Source organism: Streptosporangium sp. NPDC005286 (genome assembly GCF_040607515.1).
Taxonomy (GTDB): Bacteria; Actinomycetota; Actinomycetes; order Streptosporangiales; family Streptosporangiaceae; genus Streptosporangium.
Genome location: NZ_JBEXGU010000354.1, coordinates 1 through 3302 on the forward strand (window position 1 = coordinate 1; position 3302 = coordinate 3302).

4 protein-coding genes are annotated in these 3302 nt (G+C 66.9%); 3 read left to right on the forward strand and 1 reads right to left on the reverse strand.

Annotated features, from left to right (window positions below; translation table 11 throughout):
• Positions 1-85: 85 nt before the first annotated feature.
• The gene (locus ABZU75_RS45905; RefSeq protein WP_355569723.1) at positions 86-739 is read right to left on the reverse strand and encodes an FHA domain-containing protein; all 654 of its coding nucleotides are present in this window, start codon (positions 737-739) and stop codon (positions 86-88) included.
• 181 nt (positions 740-920) lie between these two features.
• On the opposite strand from ABZU75_RS45905, the gene ABZU75_RS45910 reads away from it, so the two are divergent.
• The 3 genes from ABZU75_RS45910 to ABZU75_RS45920 form a co-directional block, all read left to right on the forward strand.
• On the forward strand, positions 921-2042 hold the full coding sequence (locus ABZU75_RS45910; protein WP_350911606.1) for a citrate/2-methylcitrate synthase: 1122 nt from the start codon (positions 921-923) through the stop codon (positions 2040-2042).
• Between the two features lie 34 nt (positions 2043-2076).
• Positions 2077-2367 (forward strand): DUF3017 domain-containing protein, encoded by a 291-nt coding sequence (locus tag ABZU75_RS45915; protein WP_355569728.1) that lies wholly within the window; start codon positions 2077-2079, stop codon positions 2365-2367.
• 113 nt (positions 2368-2480) lie between these two features.
• A partial coding sequence (locus ABZU75_RS45920; protein WP_355569731.1) for an NADP-dependent isocitrate dehydrogenase occupies positions 2481-3302 on the forward strand: 822 nt, incomplete at its 3' end.

Below are 3302 nucleotides of genomic sequence, written 5' to 3' on the forward strand. Positions count from 1 at the left end.
CGACGGCGAGGTCGACGCGGCGGCGCTGGCCTCCGCTGAGCCGGCTGACGGGAGTGTCGGCGCGCCGGTCTCTCGGGTGGCCCGGCTACGACGCCCTGCGGTTCGCGGCGGCGGCCGCCGGCTGGGACTCCGGGGTACCGGTGGCGCGCTGCGAGGGCACCACGGGGGTGGGCCTCACCAGCCCCAGGGCGACGACCTCGTTCGCCAGCCTGGTGCGCCGGTTGGTCCCCTCGGGGATCCGGAACTTCTGGTAGAGACGCAGGAGGTGCTGCTTGACAGCCGCCTCCGTCACCACCAGGTCGTCGGCGATCTCCCTGGCCGTGGCCGGTGCGACGAACGCCTCGTCCGACAACGCCGGACGGCAGAGCGACGTCAGGACGTCCACCTCCCGCCTGGTCAGCTCCGGTGCCGCGGCGCGGCGGAGCTCGACCTCCGGGGCGAAGTCCTCGCGAGGCACCCCGCCGATCCTGCCTCGTGCCGCGCCGAAGGACACCACGTCACCGTCGTCAAGCACCCTCCGGGCGATCGGTCGGCCGTTGACCCGAGTGCCGTTGCGGGACAGGCCCAGATCAACGACATACAGGTAGGGTCCACGCCGGACGAATTCCGCGTGTAGCCGGGACACACTCGGATCGGTCAGCCGGATGTCCACTCCACGGCCACGTCCGATCGTCGTGATCTCGGGGCGCAACGGGACCACCTCACCGGTGTCCTCGATGCGTATGAACGGCCCCTCCACGGCAGTTCCTCCCCAGGTAGCCCGCCGTAACTATTCCTACAGCTCCGGCTTACCCAAACGAGGTGATGGGGAATCGCCTTTGCCAGAAGGAGAATCATTCCTGAAATTGGCCTGGACCTCTCGGGAGGGTTTCCGCTGCTCACAGGTAGACTTCGGGCACAGATAAGCGGAGGAAACACTCATGGCGGACAAGCCCACCAAAGGTCTCGCCGATGTCGTAGCCGCGTCCACAGCGCTCAGCGACATCGACGGTCAGGCCGGTCGCCTCTTCTATCGTGGCTACGACATCCACGATCTGGCCGGCCGCACCACCTTCGAAGAGACCGCGCACCTGCTGCAGTACGGCACGCTCCCCACCCGGGAACAGCTCTCGGCGTACGAAGAGGAACTGGTTCGAGGGCGTACGCTCGGCACGCTCGTCGAGGCCAACATCTCGGAGATCGCGGAGAGACAGGCCCCGATGGAGGCGCTGCGCACGCTGGTCTCGCTGGCCGGAGGTGATGATCCGGACAAGGAGTCCAACGCCCCCGAGGCGAACCTGCGCAAGGCTGCCAGGTTGACCGCGCAGCAGCCGATCCTCGTCGCCCGCTACCACGCGGCCAGGACCGGTGCCGTCATCCGTGACCCGGACCCCTCCCTGAGCGTGGCGGCGAACTTCCTCCTCCAGATCACCGGCCGTACCCCCGGTGAGCGTGAGGTCGAGATCTTCGACACCTGCCTGGTCCTGCACGCCGACCACACGATGAACGCCTCCACGTTCGCCGCCCGGGTCTGCGCCGCGACCCTGTCCGACATGCACTCGGCCATCGTGGCGGCCATCGGCACCCTCAAGGGCCCCCTGCACGGCGGCGCCAACGAGCAGGTCATGCGCACCCTGGAGTCGCTCGACGCGGGCGCCGTCGCCCAGTCGGTACGCGACAGGCTCGCCGCGGGCGAGAAGATCATGGGCTTCGGGCACCGGGTCTACAAGACCGAGGACCCGCGCGCCACGCACCTGCGCCAGATGTCGCGGGAGCTCGGCGAGGCATCCGGTGACGACACGTACTACCGGATGTCGAAGGAGATGGAGGAGGTCGTCTTCGAGACCAAGGGCCTCTATCCGAACGTCGACTTCTACGCGGCGACGGTCTACCACTACCTCGGCATCCCGACGGACCTGTTCACCCCGGTCTTCTCGGTCAGCCGCATGTCAGGATGGACCGCACACGTCATCGAGCAGCATGCCGACAACCGGCTGATCCGCCCGGACAGCGAGTACATCGGCGAGCGGGACCAGAAGTGGAAGCCGATCGCCGAGCGATGAGTCGGAATCAGAGGCGAGAGCGGAGGGTGGGTCGATGAACGCGCGAGCGGTGAACGCGAGCGAGGAACGTTGGGGACCGTATCCGCTGGTGGTGGCCGGCGCGGTCGCCGCGATGGTCTTCGCGGTGCTGCTGGACATGCCCGAGTGGGGCGGTTTCGCCCTCGGTGCCGTCATGACGCTGGGGGCACTGGCCCGGCTGGCCGGAGGTGGGCGGCTCGCCGTGCGCCGCAAGACCACGGACGCCCTCACCCTCGCCGTTCTCGGAATCGCCCTGATGGCGGGCGGGCTGATCCTCGAATTCCCGGCTCTCATGCCGATGCGATAGGTCGGACGAGCGGGTACGCCGCAAGGCGGTTGGCCCGGTCCGATAGCCTCAACGGCCAGTGAGCCTCAAAAAGGACTGTCTGGCCAATTTAGTTCAGAAGGGGAACCACACGCATGCCCAAGATCAAGGTAGAGGGCCCCGTCGTCGAGCTTGACGGCGACGAGATGACCCGGATCATCTGGCAGTTCATCAAGGACCAGCTGATCCTTCCCTACCTCGACGTCGACCTGAAGTACTACGACCTCGGGATCGAGCACCGCGACGCCACCGACGACCAGGTGACGATCGACGCCGCCAACGCGATCAAGCAGTACGGAGTCGGCGTCAAGTGCGCCACGATCACTCCTGACGAGGCTCGGGTCGAGGAGTTCGGCCTCAAGAAGATGTGGAAGTCCCCGAACGGGACTATCCGTAACATTCTCGGCGGTGTCATCTTCCGCGAGCCGATCATCATGTCCAACGTGCCGAGGCTCGTCCCCGGCTGGACCAAGCCGATCATCATCGGCCGTCACGCGTTCGGCGACCAGTACCGCGCCACCGACCTGAGGATCCCCGGCGAGGGCACCCTGACCCTCACCTACACGCCCAAGGACGGTTCGGAGCCGATCAAGCTCGACGTCTACGACTTCCCCGGCCCCGGCATCGCGATGGCGATGTACAACCTGGACGACTCGATCCGCGACTTCGCCCGCGCCTCCATGCGGTACGGCCTGTCGCGCGGCTACCCGGTCTACCTCTCCACCAAGAACACGATCCTGAAGGCCTACGACGGCCGCTTCAAGGACATCTTCGCCGAGGTCTTCGAGACCGAGTTCAAGGCCGACTTCGAAGCCGCCGGAATCACCTACGAGCACCGCCTGATCGACGACATGGTCGCCGCGGCGCTCAAGTGGGAGGGCGGATACGTCTGGGCCGCCAAGAACTACGACGGCGAC

Coding starts and splice junctions, on each gene's coding strand:
- ABZU75_RS45910 (WP_350911606.1), top strand. CDS start 921: ATGGCGGACAAGCCCACCAAAGGTCTCGCCGATGTCGTAGCCGCGTCC.
- ABZU75_RS45915 (WP_355569728.1), top strand. CDS start 2,077: ATGAACGCGCGAGCGGTGAACGCGAGCGAGGAACGTTGGGGACCGTAT.